Source organism: Mangrovicoccus ximenensis (genome assembly GCF_003056725.1).
Lineage (GTDB): Bacteria > Pseudomonadota > Alphaproteobacteria > Rhodobacterales > Rhodobacteraceae > Mangrovicoccus > Mangrovicoccus ximenensis.
The window spans coordinates 364227-382682 of sequence record NZ_QBKZ01000002.1 but is presented as its reverse complement, the minus strand read 5'-3'; the positions used below and the strand labels follow the sequence as shown (position 1 = coordinate 382682).

The window sequence follows — 18456 nt, the reverse complement described above, 5'->3', positions numbered from 1 at the left end:
GGAACCTTGCGCGGCCCCTGATCTTGAATTACGAAACTAGACGGTTTCATAAATGCGGCGTACCCCTTTTGGCAAGCCTGCTGCGGCTGGTGATGCAGCCGGGTCACGCATCACGTTGCCGTGACATGACAGGGGAATGGAGGAGGTTCTGTGGAGATTGCGGTTTGCGGCAAGGGACGCCGCCGCGGGCGGCCGGCGGCGCTGGGGCACGAGGCCCGGCGCGCCCAGGTGCTCGATGCGCTCGACCTGGTCTACGAGGAAGGCGGCGCAGGCAGCCTGACCATGGCGGAGGTGGCGCGGCGCGCGGGCATGTCGAAGCGCACGCTCTACGAAATCTTCGAGGATCGCGGCGCGCTGTTCGCCGCCTATTTCGACAAGGTCGGCTGCACCTTCATCCGAGACCTTCCCGAAGGCGCCGGGGGCCTGCCGCTGGCCGAGCGGCTGGCGCTGATCCTCGAGCCGCGCGTCGAATGCCCGACCGCGCTGCCGCTGGAGATCTTCCGCTGCATCATCGCCGAGGCCCCGGCACGGCCGGAAATGGCCCGCGAATTCATGCAGAAACTGCGGCGGCGGGCCTTGGGGATCGTCGAGGGCGAGTTGGAGCGCTCGCTGCGGTCGGGCGAGATCCGCCCGGTCGACACCAAGCTTGTCTCCGCGATCCTGCTCGACATGACCCACCAGAACCTGGTGGTGCAGCTGATGGACCCGGGCACCCAGCAGAGCCTCGAGGAACGCCGCCGCCGGTTCGGCACCGCGATCGGCATCGCGCTCGACGGGCTGCGCGCCTGAGCCGGGCCGAACGGGAAAACGCGGCGCATCGCTGCGCCGCGCTCCCTCCCTCCCCACAAGGGAAACCCGCCCCGGAGGGCCCCGGCCGGTCCGTCAGACCAGCACGGTCAGGTGATCCTCCGCCCAGCTCAGCTGCTCCGCGGAAATCTCGGTGTTCCAGAGCACGACCTCGCTCTTCCAGCCGCCCCCGGCATCGGCGAAGCGCAGGATCGAGTTGCCGTCCGCGACGCGCAGGCCGAGGAAATCCTCGAGGCTCGCCGCAACCTCCACCTGGTCGCCGCCGGCCAGATGGTTCAGGTGCTGGCGGCCGAAGCCCTCCGGGCCGGCGGCGAAGTCGAAGACATCCGCATCCGCCGTGCCCGACTGGAGCTGCTTGGCCTTCGCGAAGGAGGCATTCGCCGTCTGGGTCGCGGTGATGACGAAGATCGTGCCGTCCCATGAGATCTCGGATGGGTCCAGCGAATAGCCCTTGATGGTGATCTCGCTATTCCGTGCAGTGCCGAATTTCAGGATCGTGTCGCGGCCGGAATGGATGATTTCCAGCGGCGTTGCCTGGCCTTCGGCGGTCGCCACCTCGATCCGGTCGCCCAGGTCGAAGCCGCGGATCTCGTCCCGGCCGAAGCCGGATTCCAGCCCGGTCACATTGGTGCCGTTGGCGGCGCCGAGCAGCTCCTCCGGGGTCGGATCGGCGCTGATGCCGTCATCCGCAGGCTCGCCGGACAGCGCGAAGCCGAACAGCGCCTCGACCGAGCATTCGGCCGAGTTGACGAAGTCGAGCGCCGCCGCGGCCAGCGCTCCGGTCATCTTGAGGATGTCGGTCGCGCGGGTGCCGTCGACATAGACCAGCAGCACGCCGGGGTCGTCCGCCGGGATTTCCAGCCGCAGGCCGTAATCGTTCCATGCGCCGTTCATCCCGCCCGCGGCGGCGATCGCCAGCAGGCCCTTCATCTCGACGGTGAGCCCGCCGGCATCGTCCCAGATGTCGATCTCGCTGTTCTCGCGGTTGCTTGCCACCGGATCGAGCAGCGCGGCCACCGCATGGATGCCCCAGCCGTCCTCGATGTTCTCCTGCAGGCTCTGGGCGCGGAACCCGCCTTCGGAAGTGTCGAAGATGTCGGTCAGGCGGCCGCGGATGCTGATCGTCTGCACGGTCTCGTCGAAGGCGTAGGTGCGCGCGGCATCGGTCACCGCGAAGGCGAATTTCTCGCGCGTGATCACATGGCGGAAGCGGAACGGATCGTAGAGGGTCGAGGGAATGAAGCCCTGGAATTTCGCGGCAAGCGCGTCGTATTCGGCCTGGAGCTGGTCCAGAACCGCGCCGGTATCCCCGGCCAGGTACTGGGCCGCTTCCCCGGCGATGGCGCCGTCCAGCCGGATCACGTCGGTCTGCCCGACGCCGTCGACCAGGATCTCCATCCAGCCGGCCGCCGGGTCGCTGTCGCCGAGGCGGATGCCGATATCCTGTGCCGTGCCGATCTCGCCGCCCCGGGCCGCGATCGACAGCAGTGCCTGCATTTCCTTGGTCAGGCTGCCATCGGCCTCGTGAATGCGGATCGCCCGGGTCTTGTCGCGCGCGCCGTTCTCCATGTCGGCCATGGCGGCGACATGGATGCCGTAGCCCTCGGCGATGTTCTCGGCCAGGGTCTTCGAGGCAAAGCCCTCGGCGTCATTGGTGTCGGTCAGCCGCCCGGTCAGGCGGATCTTGGTGACGCTGTCATCGACGATGACCGTGCTCGCCTGGTTGCCGAGGGCCAGCGTCTGCTGCGGACGCACCGCCTCGTAGAGCCGCTGGGTCGGGTCGTAGCCCTCGCCGAGGTCGAAATTCTTGTATTTCAGCGCATCGCCGTAAAGCAGCACCGCCCCGGGGGCCACCGCCGCCGGGAAGAGCACGTCGAGGTCGTTCGACGCGGAATTCAGATAGGCCAGGGCCGCGGCGGCCAGCCCGCCCTTCAGCGTGATCAGATCGGTCGCGATGGTGCCGTCAACATAGAGGTCGAGCGTGCTGTCCGAGGCGCTCCAGGCGCCCAGCCGCAGATTCAGGTCGGTCGCGCTGCCCACCGCGCCGCCGGCATCGGCGATCGTCAGCAGCGCCTTGAATTCGGCCGAGAGATTGCCGTCCGCGTCGTAGATCGTCAGTTCCCGCGCGCTGCCCGAGGTGTCGCCCGGCACGGTCATCGCGGCGACATGCAGGCCGAAGCCGCCCTCGATCGCCGCGCGCGCGCCGAGATTGGCGAAGGCGGTCTCCGAGGTGGTGTCGGTCGCGTCATAGAGCGTGCCGCCGATGCGGAACCAGGTCACCGTCTCGTCGATCTCGTAGCTGCGCCCGGCATCGAGCAGGCTCATCGAGAAATAGTCGCGCGCCACCGTCACCGCGTTGCGGAACGGGTCGGTCAGGGTCGAGGCGCGGAAATCCTGGATCAGGCTGCCGAGATGGTCGAGCTGCGCCTGGTACTCGGCAAAGGTCGTGTCCGCGCCGGTATTGGCGATGCGCACATGGTCGAAGGCCAGCTTGGCGATCTCGCCCTCGAAGCGCAGGATGTCGGTCTGGCCGCGGCCGTCGGCCAGCACTTCGAGCATGCCGTCGCCGGTCATGTCGAAGCCGCCGAGGCGCAGCCCGTAATCGGCCGCGCTGCCCGACGCGCCGCCGCCTGCCGCGATCGACAGCAGCACCTTCATCTCGAAGGACAGCCCGCCCGCGCCGTCGCGCAGCGCCAGCGTCAGCCCCTTGTCGGACTCGGCGGATGCGAGATCGGCATGGGCCGCCACATGGATGCCGTACTTGTCGCGGATGTTCTCGCCGAGGCTCTGCATCAGGAAGCTGCCCTCGGCCATGTCGGTCAGCGAGGTCAGGTAGCCCGAGATTTTCAGCTCTTCGATGCGGTCGTCGATCAGGATGGTGGAAGCGGTCGAGCCGACATTCACCGCCTGCTGGGTCTGGCCCTCGGCAAGCCCGTAGATCCGCGCCAGCGGGTCATAGCCGGAGCCGAGCCCGAAATTCAGGTAGGCGGCGGCCGGATCGGCGAAGAAATTGCCGCTCTGGGGCAGGGCGGCCGAGCCGCCGCCGCCGGTGATGCCGGGCAGCGAGAAGCGGTAGACGTCATTGCCGCCATTGCCGATCAGGATGTCGTTGCCGTCGCCGCCGGTCAGCGTGTCGTCGCCGCCGGTGCCGGCCAGCGTGTCGTCCTGGCCGGTGCCGGTGATCTCGATCCCCGCGACCGGCGCGGGGGCCGGATCGGTGCCGGGATCGGCCGCCGCCCAGCCCTCGGCCAGCGCGGCGGCGGCGGCGGCGTTCCTCACCGGGCGCGGGCAGGCGGCGGGTGAGGAAAAGGCCGGTCCGGCATGCAGCAGAACCCGCTCGGGCAGCCCGGGAATGGCCTCCGAAAGCGGCAGGCAGGCGGCGAGATGCGGGGAAATGCCCTCCCAGAAGCTCATGCGGCGGCTCCTGCGGGAAAAAGCGGCAGGGTCTGTGCGGTGCGGCGGGCAGGGGTCATGTGCGTCCTTCCATAAGGCAACCTTGTCCTGATGATAAGCTTTCCTGTCTTGAAAACGCAGATTAGTCAGTCTACTGATGAATTCAAGAAGATGCCACGGAAACGCATGAATTCCCTGTCCTGTCAGCTTCTTGAGGGTTTTCGGCAGGCTGGGGTCGTCCAGGTTTTCGAGTGACAAGAGGTACATAGATGAAACAGGGATACGACACCGTCCTCAAGGGCGGACGGGTCATCGACACCGCGACGGGCCGCGACGGGCTGTTCGACATCGCGGTCGCAGGCGGCAAGATCGCCGCCATCGAGCCGTCGATCGAGCCAGGCGCCGCCGAGGTGGTCGACCTCGCGGGCAAGATCGTCACGGCGGGGATGATCGACACTCACGGCCATGTCTACCAGCATGTCACCGGCAAGTTCGGCCTGAACCCCGACATGGTCGGCGTCCGCTCCGGCGTGACCACGATCATCGACCAGGGCGGGCCCAGCTGCATGACGCTGGGCGGGTTCAAGCATTATCTCGACCATGGCTCCAAGACCAAGCTCTACTGCTTCATCTCGGCCTATCTGGTCGGCGGGCTCGAGGGCCACATGTACCCCGATCTCTACGGGCCGCACGGCGTCAATGCCGAGCATACGATCCGCGTGGCGAAGGAGAACCTCGACATCGTGCGCGGCGTGAAGGCCCATGCCGAGATCGGCGGCCAGTCGCGCTGGGGCATGGAGGTCATCAAGATCGGCAAGCAGATCTCGAAGGAGCTTGGCCTGCCGCTCTACATCCATCTCGGCCAGCTCTGGCCGTCGCTCGAGGAAGGCCCGGTGCCCGACCCGGACGAGCTGATCCGCGAGCTGGTGCCGATCATGGAGGAGGGCGACATGCTCGCCCATCCCTTCACCCGCCATCCCGGCGGCTTCGTCTCCGAAGAGGGCGAGGTCCATCCGATCGTCTTCGAGGCGATTGCCCGCGGCGTGCGCGTCGATGTCGGCCATGGCTCGCATTTCAGCTTCGAAGTGGCGAAGAAGGTGCTCGACAGCGGCATCAAGCCCTTCACGCTGGGCGCCGACATGCACGGCTTCAACGTCACCGTGCCGCCCGAGGGGCTGGAGAAGGACGTCCGCGAGTCGAACCCGTTCTTCGGCGCGGCGCCGTTCAACCTGACCGTGGCGATGACCGAGCTCCTGACGCTGGGCATGTCGATGGCCGACATCATCGCGACCGTGACCGAGAACCCGGCCACGGTGCTCGGCAAGTCGGACGAACTTGGGTCGCTGCAGGTCGGTCGCGCGGCCGACATCTCTGTGCTGGAGCTGCTCGACGGGCGGTTCAAGCTGTTCGACAATTCCGGCGTCGAGGCGGTGACCGACAAGCTGTTCCGCCCGGTGATGTGCTTCAAGGACGGCGAGAAGTTCGACGCGGACTCGCCGCTGATCCCGCCGCCGGTCCTGGCCTGAAATCCGGGCGCGGGCGCCGCGCTCAGGTGAAGTCCCAGACCTTCTTCGCACCGTCCGGCGGGTTCCGCCGGACGGCTTCGGCATCGACCTCCACCCGCTCCCCGGCGATCCGTGCCGGGTAGAGCTTCAGGTCGCTTACCTTCCAGCCGGCCGAGACCTTGCCGGTGGCGAGGTCGAAGCGCGCGAAATGGCGCGGGCAGTGGATCTCGCAGCCCTCCACCTTGCCGTCTTTCAGCGAGGCCTTGTCATGCGGGCAGAGGCTCTGGAAGGCGCGGGGCGCGCCGTCCTGCAGCGCCAGGCCGATCACATGGCCATCGAGCGTGACTGTCACCACACGGTTCTCGGGCAGCGCATCAAGCGCCAGGACATCGCGGAACTCGGCCATCTCACGGCCCTTTCTTGGTCAATGCACCCGATGAATTTAGATTTTATGGCAATGCCTTGCAAGGTTTCCGGCGTCACGCGCGCGGCGGCAGGAAGACGCCGACCGCCATGGCGTCGTCCGAGGGCACGGCGCGGGCGCGGCGGTATTCGGCCGGGGTGATGCCGCGCTCGGCGCGCAGCGTGCGGGTCAGGTGGGAGGCGTCGCAGAAGCCGCAGGCCAGCGCGATGTCGGCGACGCTGGCATCGGTCTCGCGCAGCCGCACCAGTGCCCGCTCCAGCCGCAGGTCGAGATAGACCTTGAGCGGCGTCTGACGCAAATCTGCCAGAAAGCGCCGCTCCAGCGTGCGCCGCGCGACGCCGAGCGCCTCGGCGATCTCGCCGACCGGCAGAGGCATCTCGATATGCTGCTGCATCCGCAGCACCGCGCGGCGCACCAGCGGGTCGCTGGCGCGCTTGGTGAGCAGCTGTCCGGGCTGCGGCCGCTCGCCGTCGAGCGCGTCGTCGATCATCATGATGTTGAGGCTCTTGATCGCCGCCGACTGGCCGACATGGCGCTGCACCAGGAAGGCCGCCAGATGCGCCGCGCCATGCCCGCCCGAGCAGGTCAGCCGGTCGCGGTCGACGACGAAGATCTGGTCGGAAACCGGGCGCTCGGATTCGAAGCGCTCGAGGAAATCCTGGTGGTGGAACCAGCTGACGCAGCAGCGGTATCCGGCAAGCAGGCCTGCCTCCTGCAGGATGAACACCCCGGTGCAGAGACCGGCCACCGGCACCCCCTGGGCGGCGCGCGCCTTGAGGAAGGTCAGCATCGGCGCGGACAGCGCCGCGCGGTCGCCCATGATGCCGCCGACGACCACGATGTAGTCGAACTCGCCGGCCTCGCGCAGCCGCCGGTCGGGCTCCACCCGGACGCCGCAGCTGGAGCGGACATTTTCCATCGTGTCCGACAGCACGCTCCAGTCGCAGAGGATCGGCCGCGACTGGTCGGCCTCGTCCGCGGCGAGCCGCAGCACGTCGACGAAATTGGCGAAGGCCGACAGCGTGAAGCGGTCCGCCAGCAGGAAGGCGACGCGCAAACGCTTGCGTGGCGGGCTATGCGACGGTTTCATGACGCGATTCTGCTTTCCGGCTGTCGTTTTCCTCCAATCGCGACTCTGCACCGGGAACTATGGTCACGTCTACTCCTCCGTAGAAGGCTACCCCGACATGACGCGCTTCAACGCATTCAACCTGGTGAAGAACGCCCTCGGCGGCCACAAGGCCTGGACCGAGCAATGGCCCGAGTCGCAGCCCAAGGCCGAGTACGACGTGGTTATCGTCGGCGCCGGCGGCCATGGTCTTGGGGCGGCCTATTACCTGGCCACGCAGCATGGCATCACCAACATCGCGGTGATCGACAAGGGCTGGCTGGGCGGCGGCAACACCGGCCGCAACACCACCATCATCCGCTCGAACTATCTCTATGACGAGAGCGCGCGGCTGTTCGACCACTCGGTCGACCTGTGGCAGACCCTGTCGCAGGAGCTGAACTACAACGTCATGTACTCGAACCGCGGCGTTCTGATGCTGGCGCACAACGTCCATGACGTGCAGAGCTTCAAGCGGCACATCCATGCCAACCGGCTGAACGGCGTCGACAACCGCTGGCTGTCGCCGGAGGAGTGCAAGGAATACTGCCCGCCGATCAACATCGCCAAGGACGCGCGCTACCCGGTCATGGGCGGCGCCCTGCAGGAGCGCGCAGGCACCGCACGCCATGACGCCGTCGCATGGGGCTATGCCCGCGGCGCGGCCGCCCGCGGCGTCGACATCATCCAGAACTGCGCCGTGACCGCGATCCGCCGCAACGCCGACGGCTCCGTCGCGGGCGTCGAGACCGCCAAGGGCTTCATCAAGGCCAAGAAGGTCGCCGTTTCCGCATCGGGCCACAACACCCAGGTCATGGCGACCGCGGATGTCCGCCTGCCGCTGGAATCCATGCCGCTGCAGGCACTGGTCTCCGAGCCGGTCAAGCCGATCTTCCCCTGCGTGGTGATGTCGAACGCGGTGCACGCCTACTGCTCGCAGTCCGACAAGGGCGAGCTGGTGATCGGCTCCGGCACCGACCAGTACGTGTCCTACTCGCAGCGCGGCGGCCTGCCGCTGATCGAGCACACCATCGCGGCGATCTCCGAGGTGTTCCCGATTTTCAACCGCATGCGCATGCTGCGCAAGTGGGGCGGGATCACCGACAACACCCCGGACCGCTCGCCGATCATCGGCAAGACCCCGGTGCAGAACCTCTATGTCAACTGCGGCTGGGGCACCGGCGGCTTCAAGGCAACGCCCGGCTCGGCGCATGTCTTCGCTTGGACCATCGCCAAGGATGAACCGCACCCGATCAACGCCCCGTTCACGCTCGACCGTTTCCGCACCGGCCGCCTGATCGACGAAGCCGCCGCCGCGGCCGTGGCACACTAAGGACACCCGATATGCTGCTGATCCATTGCCCCTATTGCGGCGAGACCCTGCCCGAGGTCGAATTCGCCTATGCCGGCGAGGCCCATATTGCCCGTCCGGAAAATCCCTCTGCCGTGTCCGACGAGGAATGGGCCGAGTACCTGTTCATGCGCGACAACGTGAAGGGCGTCCATTACGAGCGCTGGCGCCACCTGCACGGCTGCGGACGGTTCTTCAACGCCGCGCGCAACACCATCACCGACAAGTTCCTGACCACCTATGAGGCGGGCGCCCCGCGTCCCGCTCTGGACACCCTGACGGAGGGCGGCAAATGAGCAAGTATCGCGTTTCCGGCCGCGGCCGCATCGACACCTCCCGTCCGGTGAGCTTCACCTTCGACGGCAAGCGCATCAAGGGCGCGAAGGGCGACACCGTCGCTTCCGCGCTGCTGGCGAACGGCATCCACCTGATGGGCCGCTCCTTCAAGTACCACCGCCCGCGCGGCGCCGTGGCGGCCGGGTCCGAAGAGCCCAACGCGCTGATCGGCACCCGCCGCGGCCCGGGCCGGTTCGAGCCGAACACCCGCGCCACCGTCCAGGAGATCTGGGAAGGCCTCGAGACCAACTCGCAGAACAAGTTCCCGAGCCTGAAATTCGACGTGGGCGCGGTCAACGACGCTGCCTACATGATGTTCTCGGCCGGGTTCTACTACAAGACCTTCATGTGGCCGCGCAGCTTCTGGGACAAGGTCTACGAGCCTTTCATCCGCGCCGCGGCCGGCCTCGGCGTGTCGCCGAAGGAAGAGGACCCGGATACCTATGCCTCGCGCAACGCGTTCTGCGACGTGCTGGTCATCGGCTCGGGCCCTGCCGGCCTGGCCGCGGCCCGTGCCGCCGCCGTCGAGGGGCTGAAGGTCGTCCTCGTGGACGAGAACGCCGAAGCGGGCGGCACGCTGCTCAGCGAACCGCAGGCCGTGATCGACGGCAAGCCGGCATGGGACTGGCTGTCCTCCGAGCTGGCTGCGCTGAAGGCGGCGGGCGTCAAGATCATGACCCGCACCACGGCGATCGCCTACTACCACCAGAACCTGATCGGCCTCGTCGAGAAGCTGTCGGACCATCTGGAGGTCCTGCCGCAGGACACGCCGCGCGAACGCCTGTGGCGGATGCGCGCCAAGCAGGTCGTGCTCGCCCAGGGCGCGCTGGAAAAGCCGCTGGTGTTCCACGGCAACGACCGCCCCGGCGTGATGCTGGCAGGCTCGGCGCAGACCTACCTGAACCGCTACGGCGTTCTGGTCGGCACCTCGCCCGCCGTCGTCACCTCGCATGACAGCGCCTGGTTCTCCGCCTTCGACCTCGCCGATGCGGGCGCCAAGGTGCAGGCCATCGTCGATACCCGCAGCGAGATCCGCCAGGAACTGCTGGACGGCGCGAAATCGCGCGGCATCCGCGTGCTGGCCGGCTACACCGCCACCGGCACCGAAGGCCGCCTGCGCGTCAAGTCGGTCCGCGTCAACCCGATGCAGTCGGGCAAGGTCGGCGCGCCGGAGACCATCTCCTGCGACGCGCTGCTGATGTCCGGCGGCTGGACCCCGTCGCTGCACCTGTTCTCGCACACCCAGGGCAAGCTGGCCTGGGATGACGACCGCACCACCTTCCTGCCCGACTACACGCCGGAAGACTGCGTCATCGCTGGCGCGGGCCGCGGCCTCTGGGGCATCGCCGCCGCTCTGGCGGACGGGGCCGAGAAGGGCCAGCAGGCCGTCGAGGCGCTCGGCCGTTCCGCGATCGCGGCGGTTCCGGCGGTCAAGAACGACCGCACCGGCACCGGCGTCTCGCACAAGGAGCTGCCGACCGACCTGAGCCCGGGCAAGGCGAAGGCCTTCGTCGACTACCAGAACGACGTGACCGCCAAGGACCTGCGCCTGGCCGTGCGCGAAGGCATGAAGTCGATCGAGCACGTCAAGCGCTACACCACCAACGGCATGGCGACCGACCAGGGCAAGATGTCCAACATCAACGGCCTGAACATCGCCTCCGACGCGCTCGGCCGCAAGCAGCCGCAGGTCGGCCTGACCACCTTCCGGCCGCCCTACACGCCGACCACCTTCGGCGCCTTCGCGGGCTATCACCGCGGCGGCCATTTCGAAGTGACCCGCAAGACCCGCATCGACAGCTGGGCCGCCGAGAACGGCGCCGTGTTCGAGCCGGTCAGCCAGTGGCGCCGCGCCTGGTACTTCCCGAAGGCCGGCGAGACGATGGACCAGGCCGTGGCCCGCGAATGCGCCGCGACCCGTTCCTCCGTGGGCATCTTCGACGCCTCGACGCTGGGCAAGATCGAGGTCGTGGGTCCGGATGCGGTCGAGTTCATGAACCGCATGTACACCAACCCGTGGACCAAGCTCGGCGTGAACCGCTGCCGCTACGGCCTGTTGCTGGGCGATGACGGCTTCATCCGCGACGACGGCGTGATCGGCCGCATGGGCCAGGACAAGTTCCACGTCACCACCACCACCGGCGGTGCGGCACGCGTCCTGAACATGATGGAGGACTACCTCCAGACCGAGTGGCCGGACCTGAACGTGTGGCTGACCTCGACGACCGAACAGTGGTCGACCATCGCGCTGAACGGCCCGAACGCCGCCAAGCTGCTGGCTCCGCTGGTCGAGGGCGTCGAACTGACCGAGGAAGCCTTCCCGCACATGTCCTGCGTGGAATGCACCGTGGCGGGCATGCCCGCGCGCCTCTTCCGCGTCAGCTTCACCGGCGAGATCGGCTTCGAGGTCAACGTCCCGGCACCGATGGGCCGCCAGCTGTGGGAGACCCTCTGGAAGGCGGGCGAGCAGTACGGCATCACCGCCTATGGCACCGAGACGATGCACGTCCTGCGCGCCGAGAAGGGCTACATCATCGTCGGCCAGGACACCGACGGCACGGTCACCCCGGACGATGCGGGCATGGCCTGGGCCATCGGCAAGGCGAAGCCCGACTTCGTCGGCAAGCGGGGCCTGGCGCGTCCGGACCTCACCGCCAAGGGCCGCAAGCAGCTTGTCGGCCTGCTGACCGAGGACGGCTCCAAGCTGGAGGAAGGCGCCCAGATCGTCTTCGATCCGGCCCAGCCCGTGCCGATGAAGATGGTCGGACACGTGACGTCGTCCTACGACACCGGCACGACCGGGCGTCCGATCGCCCTGGCGCTGGTCGAGGGCGGGCATGACCGGATGGGCGAAACCGTCCACATCCCGATGCCCGACCGGACCATCGCCGCCAAGATCACCGGGACCGTGTTCTACGATCCCGAGAACGCCAAGCTGAAGATCTGATCCGGAGGCAAGGACCGATGACTGCACATGCCAATATCCTGACCCCGGGCACGCTGGCGGATACCGCCGCCGCACGGGTCACCGTCACCGCCGCTCCGGGCCGCCTGAGCCTGCGGGCCCGCGGCGAGCTCGGCGCAATCGAGGGCGCGCTCGGTCTTTCCCTTCCGGGGAAGATCGGCGGCCGCTCCCAGGACAACGGGATCGAGGCGCTCTGCCTCGGCCCGGACGAATGGGTGCTGCTGACCGCGCCGGAGAACGTCGCTTCGGTGGTCGCTGCCGCGGCTGCTGTCTATGACGCGCATCCCCACAGCCTGGTGGATGTCTCCGCCCGCGAGACCACCGTCGCCATCGACGGTCCGCGCGTCCTGGACCTGCTCTGTCTCGGCATGGCGCGCGACCCGGAAAGCATCGCCGAAGGCGAAGGCCGCCGGACGCTGTTCGACGGGCAGACCGTCCTCTTGTGGCGCGACGGCGCGACGAAGTTCCGCATGGATGTCTGGCACAGCTTTGCGCCGCACCTGCTGGGCCTGCTTGAAATTGGTTGCCGGGAACTGGCCGCCGAGACCCTCTGACCCTACGGAGTCACACATGTACGACCAACTTCCCGCCGCGGGCATCACCGATTCCGCGATCGCAGAGGCCGTGGCCGAAGAGCTCCACCGCCAGAAGTCCCAGATCGAGCTGATCGCCTCGGAAAACATCGTGTCCCCGGACGTGATGGCGGCGCAGGGCTCGGTGCTGACCAACAAATATGCCGAAGGCTATGTCGGCAAGCGCTACTATGGCGGCTGCGAATTCGTCGACAAGGTCGAGGCCCTGGCCATCGACCGCCTCAAGCAGCTGTTCGGCGCCGAGTTCGCCAATGTGCAGCCGCATTCCGGCGCCCAGGCGAACCAGGCCGTGTTCCTGGCGCTGCTGCAGCCCGGCGACCGCATCATGGGCCTGTCGCTGGCCCATGGCGGCCACCTGACCCACGGCTCGCCGGTCACCATGTCCGGCAAGTGGTTCGACGTGGTCTCCTACGAGGTCGACCCGGTCACCCACCTGATCGACATGGAGAAGGTGCGCGAGAAGGCACTGGAAACCAAGCCGAAGCTGATCGTTGCCGGCGCCTCCGCCTATCCGCGCGTCATCGATTTCGAAGGCTTCCGCAAGATCGCCGACGAGATCGGCGCCTACCTGATGGTCGACATGGCGCACTATGCCGGCCTGATCGCGGGCGGCAAATACCCGAACCCGGTGCCGCATGCCCATGTCACCACCTCGACCACGCACAAGACCCTGCGCGGTCCGCGCGGCGGCGTCATCCTGACCAATGACGAGGCGATCGCCAAGAAGCTGAACTCGGCCGTCTTCCCGGGCAACCAGGGCGGTCCGCTGATGCACGTGATCGCGGCGAAAGCCGTGGCCTTCGGCGAGGCGCTGCAGCCCTCCTTCGCGGAATATGCAGGCCAGGTGATCGAGAACGCCAAGGCGCTGGCCGATGTGCTGCGCGTCGGCGGCCTCGGCATCGTCTCGGGCGGCACCGACTGCCACATGGTGCTGGTCGATCTGCAGCCGAAGGGCGTCACCGGCAAGGTGGCCGAGATCGCGCTCGAGCGGGCAGGCCTGACCTGCAACAAGAACTCGATCCCGAACGACCCGGAAAAGCCCTTCGTGACCTCGGGCATCCGCCTGGGCACCTCGGCGGGCACCACCCGCGGCTTCGGCGAGGCCGAGTTCGAGCAGATCGGCTCGCTGATCCTGCGCGTGATCGACGCGCTGGCCGAGAATGCCGAGGGCAACCCGGACGTCGAGGCCGCCGTGCGGGCCGAGGTCCAGGCGCTCTGCGACGCCTTCCCGATCTACGGCGGGTAAGACCTTGTTCCTCTCGGTTTTCGACATCTTCAAGATCGGCATCGGTCCCTCCTCGTCGCATACGATGGGGCCGATGGTGGCCGCGGCCCGCTTCCTCGACGATCTGAGGGGCGGCGTGGAGCAGATCCCCGGTTCCGGGGAGCTGCACGCGCTCAAGGCCCGCCTGCACGGGTCTCTTGCCTTCACCGGCAAGGGCCATGCCACCGACCGGGCGGTGATCCTGGGTCTCGCGGGCTGCCGCCCCGAGACGCTGGACCCCGATGCGGCCGAAGGGATCGAGGCCGGGGTGCGCGAGGCGCGCGAAATCCGGGCCGAGGGGCTGCCGCCCCTCGCCTTCGACCCGGAGACCGACCTGGTCTTCGACTACGGTCCGGGCCTGCCGGGCCATGCCAACGGCATGGTGCTGGAAGCCTTCGACCGGCACGGCAATCCCTGGCACCGCCAGGTCTACTATTCCGTCGGCGGCGGCTTCGTGCTGACCGAGGCGGAGCTTGCCGCGCAGCATGCCGGTCCGCAGGACCTGCATGACGAGAAGGTGGCGCATGCCTTCCCCTATCCCTTCGGCTCGGCCGCCGAGATGCTCGAGATGGGCCGGACCTCCGGCAAAACCATCGCCGAGATGAAGCGCGCCAACGAGGCGGTGATGCTCGGCCAGGGGCTCGATGCGGCCGTCGACCGGATCTGGGACGCGATGAATGCCTGCATCGAACGCGGCCTGACCCAGGAGGGCATCCTGCCCGGCGGGCTCAAGGTGCGCCGCCGCGCGAAAGGCATCCACGAGAAGCTCCAGGGCGAACGCGGGCTGAACCTCGCGCAGCCGCACCAGGCGAATGACTGGATGTCGGTCTATGCCATGGCGGTGAACGAGGAGAACGCGGCGGGCGGCAAGGTCGTCACCGCGCCGACGAACGGCGCGGCCGGCGTCGTGCCGGCGGTCGGGCGCTACTATCTCGACCATTGCGTCGGCGCCAGCCGCGACGGGCTGCGCGACTACATCATCGTGGCGGCTGCGGTCGGCGGGCTGATCAAGCACAATGCCTCGATTTCGGGCGCCGAGGTCGGCTGCCAGGGCGAGGTCGGCTCGGCGCGGCGGCGACAGCCGCGCCAATGCACGGGCCAGCCAGCCGCGGGAGACGAAATCGCCGTCCACCAGCAGGAGCTGCCCGCCCGGCGCCAGCACGCGGTGCCACTCGGCGAAGGCCGCCGCCGGATCGACCAGCGTCCAGACCAAGTGCCCCGTCACGATCACGTCCATGCAGCCATCGGGCAGCATCGTCCGTTCGGCATCGGCCTGCAGGAACGCAACGCCGGGAAGCTTCGCGCGGGCCCGCGCCAGCATCGGCTCGGACCAGTCGAGCCCGGTCACCTCGAAGCCCAGCTCCCGGCAGAGCCGCGCGATCTCGCCGGTTCCCGAGGCGAGGTCGAGAAGCCGCCGCCCCGCGGCCGGTCCCAGATGCCGCCGGAACAGCGCCTGCCAGGCGGCCATCTCGGCGCCCTCCGCGATCCTGTGGCCGGGATCACCGTCGAAGCTTGCGGCCCGGTCGGACCAGTAGTCGCGGATCTCGTCGCGGAGATCGCGGTTGGAAAGGCGTGGCGCGGCCATCGGCATCCCCCGGAAGTTGCTTGCGCCTGCCATCCCTTTTTCGACTATTTCTGTCAACTTTAAAGGTTGACTGAAACTATCGGACAATCTAGGGCGGCCACACCTGCACAACCGAAGGTTTCCGACATGATCCTCCGTGCCCTCTCCGGCACCGCCGCCCTGATCCTTTCCGCAGCCAGCCTCGTGCAAGCCGATCCCCTCACCCTCACCGACATCGCCGGCCGCGAGGTCACGGTGGACGCGCCGGTCGAGCGCGTCATCCTCGGCGAGGGCCGCCAGATCTTCTTTGCCGCCGTGCTGGACCGCGAGGATCCGTTCCGGCGCGTGGTCGGCTGGCGCGACGATTTCCGGCAGGCCTCGCCGGACAGCTACGCCGCCTATGCCGCGAAATTCCCCGAACTGGCCGGCATCCCGACCTTCGGCGGCTTCAAGGACGGTACGTTCGACGTCGAACAGGCGGTTTCGCTCGAGCCCGGCGTGCTGCTGATGAATCTCGAAGCCAAGGCCGCCACCGAAGAGGCCGGCTATGACGAGACGCTGGCCAAGCTCGGCATTCCGATCGTCTATGTCGATTTCCGCGAGAAGCCCTTCGAGCACACGCCGCGCTCGATGGAGATCATCGGCAAGCTCTTCGGCAAGGAGGACCGCGCCGCCGAATTCAACGCCTTCTACGCCGAGCAGATGGCGCGCGTGACCGGCGCGATCGAGGCGCAGCCGGACCTGCACCGGCCGCTGACCTTCGTGGAACGCGCCGCGGGCTATTCCGAGGAATGCTGCATGTCCTTCGGGCACGGCAATTTCGGCCGCTTCGTCGAGCTGGCGGGCGGCGAGAACATGGCCGCGCCCTTCATCCCGGGCACCTTCGGCACGGTCAGCGCCGAGCAGATCATCGCCTCGGACCCCGAGCAGATCATCGCCACCGGCGGCAACTGGGAGGCCTATGTCCCGGGCGGCGCCTGGGTCGGCGTCGGTCCCGGCGCGGATGCGGAAGAGGCGCGGCGCAAGCTCTCCGCGCTGATGCAGCGTCCCGGCTTCACCGGCGTGCGCGCGGCGGAAACCGGCCAGGTCCACGCGATCTGGCACCAGTTCTACAACTCGCCCTACAGCTTCGTCGCGGTCCAGCAGCTGGCCGCCTGGCTGCATCCCGATCTGTTCGCCGATCTCGACCCAGAAGCGACGCTGAGGGAACTGCACGAGCGCTTCCTTCCGGTGGCGTACCGCCCGGGCTACTGGGTGTCGCTCGGCGGCGCCGCGTCCAACTGAAACCGGCGGGCGGCCGCCGCGCCGCCCTGCCCGCAAGAGACAGGCCATGTCCACGGCAATCTCCGATCCCCCGCCCGCCGCCGGAAGCTATCACAGGCTGGTGGCGCAGCGCCTGCTGATCCTCGCCGGGCTGGCGGCGCTGCTCCTGCTGTCGGTCGCGGTCGATGTCTCGCTCGGCCCGGCGCGCTACGCGCTGCCCGACGTGCTGCGCACGATCCTCTTCCCCGGCGCGGCCGATCTGCAGATGCGGGTGGTGATCTGGGACATCCGCATGCCGATGGCGCTGCTCGCCGTCACGGTCGGCGCCAGCCTGTCGCTGGCGGGCGCGCAGATGCAGACCATCCTGGCCAATCCGCTGGCCAGCCCCTTCACGCTCGGCCTCTCGGCGGCGGCGAGCTTCGGCGCGGCGCTGGCGATGGTGCTGGGCGTGGCGCTGGTCCCGGCGGCAATCGGGCTGATGGTGCCCGTCAATGCCTTCGCCATGGCGATGGCGGCGTCGCTGCTGATCTTCGGCCTCTCGAGCCTGCGCGGCGTGACGGTGGAAACCATCGTGCTGCTCGGCATCGCGCTGGTCTTCTCCTTCAACGCGGCGCTGGCGCTCCTTCAGTATTTCGCCTCGGAACAGGCGCTCTCGGCGGTCGTGTTCTGGACCATGGGCAGCCTTGCCAAGGCGAGCTGGGCCAAGGTCGGCGTGACTGCCGCGATCCTCGCGCTCTGCACGCCGCTCTTCGCGCGCCGAGCCTGGGCGCTGACCGCGATCCGGCTGGGCGAGACCCGCGCCGCCGCGATGGGCGTGCCGGTCAAGCGCCTGCGGCTCGAGGCGCTGGTCCTCGTCTCGCTCCTGGCCGCGGTGCCGGTCTCCTTCGTCGGCACGATCGGCTTCATCGGCATCGTCGGCCCGCATGTCGCGCGGCTGCTGCTCGGCGAGGACCAGCGGTTCTTCCTGCCCGGCGCGATGCTCTCGGGCGCGGTGATCCTGTCGGCCACTTCGGTCCTGTCGAAGGCGCTGCTGCCGGGCGCGGTGCTGCCGATCGGCATCATCACCGCGCTGGTCGGCGTGCCCTTCTTCGCGGCATTGATCCTGACGCGGGGGCGCAAATCATGGTGAGCCTGTCGCTGGAACAGGTCGGCGCGCGCTACGGCCGCCGCGAGATCCTGTCGGATGCCAGCGTTCCCGCCATCCCCGGCGGATCGCTGACCGCGCTGGTCGGCGCCAATGCGGCCGGGAAATCGACGCTGTTCCGGCGGATCGCCGGGCAGATGCGCGGGCCCGGCACGGTGCGGCTGAGCGGCGCGGATCCGGGCGAGCTGCGCTACATGCCGCAGGACACTGCGATGAGCGCCGCGCTGACGGTCTATGAATCGGTGATCCTCGCGCTGAAGCAGGGCGGCTCGGGATGGCGGCTCTCGGCAGAGGACCTGGCGGCGGTCGACGGCGTGCTCGCGCGCTTCGGCATCGCCCATCTGGCGGAGCGGCAGCTGCCCGAGCTGTCCGGCGGCCAGCGCCAGGCGGTGTCGATCGCCCAGACCCTGGTCAGCCGGCCGCGCGCGGTGCTGATGGACGAGCCGACCTCGGCGCTCGACCTGCAGCGGCAATACGGCATCCTGGAAGCGCTGCGCCGCTATGCCGAGGAAACCGGCGCGGTGATGATCCTGGCACTGCATGACCTGAACCAGGTGATGCGGGCCTGCCGGACCACGCTGGCGCTGGCCCAAGGCCGCATCCTGGCCGCGGGCCCGACGCTCGAGGTGCTGACGCCCGATCTGATCCGCCGCCTCTACGGCATCGACGGACGGGTCGAGCGCTGCTCGCGCGGCTGTCCGATGCTGATCGTCGACGGCCCCGCCGCCGCCTGACCCGG

13 protein-coding genes and 2 pseudogenes are annotated in these 18456 nt (G+C 68.3%); 11 read left to right on the top strand and 4 right to left on the bottom strand.

The window, feature by feature from the left end; translation table 11 throughout:
• The first annotated feature begins 150 nt into the window (after positions 1 to 150).
• Positions 151 to 789, top strand: a complete 639-nt coding sequence (locus tag C7T91_RS08275; protein ID WP_108258823.1) for a TetR/AcrR family transcriptional regulator — start codon at positions 151 to 153, stop codon at positions 787 to 789.
• A gap of 93 nt (positions 790 to 882) precedes the next feature.
• Here C7T91_RS08275 and C7T91_RS33395 read toward each other — a convergent pair whose 3' ends face one another.
• On the bottom strand, positions 883 to 4221 hold the full coding sequence (locus C7T91_RS33395; protein WP_236638097.1) for a hypothetical protein: 3339 nt from the start codon (positions 4219 to 4221) through the stop codon (positions 883 to 885).
• Positions 4222 to 4469: 248 nt separating this feature from the next.
• Between C7T91_RS33395 and C7T91_RS08265 the strand changes: the two genes are divergently transcribed.
• Positions 4470 to 5726, top strand: a complete 1257-nt coding sequence (locus C7T91_RS08265; protein ID WP_108258822.1) for an amidohydrolase/deacetylase family metallohydrolase — start codon at positions 4470 to 4472, stop codon at positions 5724 to 5726.
• 22 nt (positions 5727 to 5748) lie between these two features.
• On the opposite strand, the gene C7T91_RS08260 is transcribed toward C7T91_RS08265, so the two are convergent.
• Positions 5749 to 6111, bottom strand: a complete 363-nt coding sequence (locus C7T91_RS08260; protein ID WP_108258821.1) for a Rieske (2Fe-2S) protein — start codon at positions 6109 to 6111, stop codon at positions 5749 to 5751.
• 73 nt (positions 6112 to 6184) lie between these two features.
• Complete coding sequence (locus C7T91_RS08255; RefSeq protein ID WP_108258820.1) at positions 6185 to 7219, bottom strand: GlxA family transcriptional regulator; 1035 nt, start codon at positions 7217 to 7219, stop codon at positions 6185 to 6187.
• A gap of 97 nt (positions 7220 to 7316) precedes the next feature.
• Between C7T91_RS08255 and C7T91_RS08250 the strand changes: the two genes are divergently transcribed.
• From C7T91_RS08250 to C7T91_RS08225, 6 genes and pseudogenes are all read left to right on the top strand, one after another.
• Complete coding sequence (locus tag C7T91_RS08250) at positions 7317 to 8570, top strand: sarcosine oxidase subunit beta family protein (protein ID WP_108258819.1); 1254 nt, start codon at positions 7317 to 7319, stop codon at positions 8568 to 8570.
• 11 nt (positions 8571 to 8581) lie between these two features.
• Positions 8582 to 8884 carry a sarcosine oxidase subunit delta gene (locus C7T91_RS08245; protein ID WP_108258818.1) on the top strand — a complete coding sequence of 101 codons (303 nt, stop codon included), beginning with the start codon at positions 8582 to 8584 and terminating at the stop codon, positions 8882 to 8884.
• Positions 8881 to 11871: a sarcosine oxidase subunit alpha gene (locus C7T91_RS08240; protein ID WP_108258817.1), complete on the top strand. Its 2991-nt coding sequence runs from the start codon at positions 8881 to 8883 to the stop codon at positions 11869 to 11871. Before C7T91_RS08245 ends, C7T91_RS08240 begins: the two co-directional genes overlap by 4 nt.
• 17 nt (positions 11872 to 11888) lie before the next feature.
• The gene (locus tag C7T91_RS08235; protein WP_108258816.1) at positions 11889 to 12443 is read left to right on the top strand and encodes a sarcosine oxidase subunit gamma; all 555 of its coding nucleotides are present in this window, start codon (positions 11889 to 11891) and stop codon (positions 12441 to 12443) included.
• A gap of 16 nt (positions 12444 to 12459) precedes the next feature.
• Complete coding sequence (gene glyA / locus C7T91_RS08230) at positions 12460 to 13728, top strand: serine hydroxymethyltransferase (protein WP_108258815.1); 1269 nt, start codon at positions 12460 to 12462, stop codon at positions 13726 to 13728.
• Positions 13729 to 13732: 4 nt separating this feature from the next.
• Positions 13733 to 14815, top strand: a pseudogene (locus C7T91_RS08225) (L-serine ammonia-lyase); the annotation flags it as partial.
• A 111-nt stretch (positions 14816 to 14926) separates the two neighbouring features.
• Here the strand turns inward: C7T91_RS08225 and C7T91_RS35155 are convergent.
• Positions 14927 to 15214 (bottom strand): annotated as a pseudogene (locus C7T91_RS35155) (class I SAM-dependent methyltransferase); the annotation flags it as partial.
• Between the two features lie 243 nt (positions 15215 to 15457).
• On the opposite strand from C7T91_RS35155, the gene C7T91_RS08215 reads away from it, so the two are divergent.
• The 3 genes from C7T91_RS08215 to C7T91_RS08205 are packed head-to-tail and all read left to right on the top strand — an operon-like array spanning position 15458 to position 18451.
• The gene (locus tag C7T91_RS08215; protein ID WP_108258814.1) at positions 15458 to 16594 is read left to right on the top strand and encodes an ABC transporter substrate-binding protein; all 1137 of its coding nucleotides are present in this window, start codon (positions 15458 to 15460) and stop codon (positions 16592 to 16594) included.
• A 46-nt stretch (positions 16595 to 16640) separates the two neighbouring features.
• On the top strand, positions 16641 to 17702 hold the full coding sequence (locus C7T91_RS08210) for a FecCD family ABC transporter permease (RefSeq protein WP_108258813.1): 1062 nt from the start codon (positions 16641 to 16643) through the stop codon (positions 17700 to 17702).
• Positions 17696 to 18451, top strand: a complete 756-nt coding sequence (locus C7T91_RS08205) for an ABC transporter ATP-binding protein (protein ID WP_108258812.1) — start codon at positions 17696 to 17698, stop codon at positions 18449 to 18451. Before C7T91_RS08210 ends, C7T91_RS08205 begins: the two co-directional genes overlap by 7 nt.
• Positions 18452 to 18456 lie beyond the last annotated feature (5 nt).